Below are 1168 nucleotides of genomic sequence, written 5' to 3'. Positions count from 1 at the left end.
GGGGTCAGACACCCCAGGAGCTGAGGTGTCAAGCCGCGACGGTTGTTGTGCGGTGTGACCAGGCGGTTGTCTGGTCATAGGTACTGGTTGTCTTTAGACAGCCATGGAGGATGCCGACGAGGCGGTTGCCGACCTGTCGCAGGGCGGCGTTGTGGCCGATCTCGCGGCCGCGAAGCTCGTCGTAGTATGCGCGGCTGCCGGGGTCGTGCAGGATCGCGGCGCCGGCCTGCATGTGCAGGGCGTCAATGAGGCGGTCGTTGTGGATGAACCGGGCGTGGACGGTCTTGGACTTGCCGGACTGGCGGGTGATCGGTGCGGTGCCGGCGTAGTTCTTGCGGGCTTTGGCGTCGGCGTAGCGGCCTGCCGCGTCGCCGAACTCTGCGAGCACCCGGGCGCCGAGGATCACGCCGATGCCGGGCTGGCTGAGGTAGACCTCAGCGTCCGGGTGCTGGCCAAAATGGGCCTCGACCTGCCCTTCGAGGGTGCGGATCTCGGTGTTCAGGGTTGTCAGGACCGCGACGGTGGCGCGGACGGTGGCCGCGTAGGCGCCGGCGACGATGTCGGCCTGGCCCAGGTGTTCGGTGCGCAGGGCCTGCTGGATCGCGGTGGCCTTGGCCGGGACGTCACGGCGGCGGGCCTTCTTCAGCACGGCGCTGATCTGGCCGATGGTCAGCCTCGCCGCCGCGGCCGGGGTCGGGGCCTTGGCCAGCAGTTCGAGGGTGTCTGCACCGGTGAGCGTCAACGCCTGGTAGGCCTGCAACGCGGCCGGGAAGTAGTCACGCAGCGCTGTTCGCAGCCGCAGCGTATGGCGGGTGCGTTCCCAGATCAGCGTCTGATGCGCCCGGGCCACGACCTTGACCGCCTCGGCGATGTCGGAGTCCGCGGCGACCTGCCGCAACTGGTGGCGGCGGGTCCGCACCATGTCGGCCAGGGTGTGCGCGTCGGCCTTGTCGCTCTTGGCACCCGACAGTGACAGCAGCTCACGATGCCGGGAGGCCTGTTTCGGGTTCACCCCGTAGACCTGGTACCCGGCCGCGACCAGCGCTCGTACCCACGGCCCGCGGTCGGTCTCGATGCAGACGAGGACGTCCGACGGTTTCGCGTCGTCGGGCAGAAACCTGGCAACGAGCTCGTGGAACCGGGTCATCCCGTCCACGCCCTCAGGCAA

1 protein-coding gene is annotated in these 1168 nt (G+C 69.1%); it reads right to left on the bottom strand.

The window, feature by feature from the left end; translation table 11 throughout:
- Positions 1–28: 28 nt before the first annotated feature.
- Positions 29–1168, bottom strand: a 1140-nt coding sequence (locus AB0M02_RS46730) for an IS110 family transposase (protein WP_364238995.1), incomplete at its 5' end; no start/stop codon positions are given.

It is taken from the genome of Actinoplanes sp. NPDC051861 (assembly GCF_040681145.1).
Lineage (GTDB): Bacteria > Actinomycetota > Actinomycetes > Mycobacteriales > Micromonosporaceae > Actinoplanes.
This window is presented reverse-complemented; position numbering and strand designations above follow the sequence as displayed.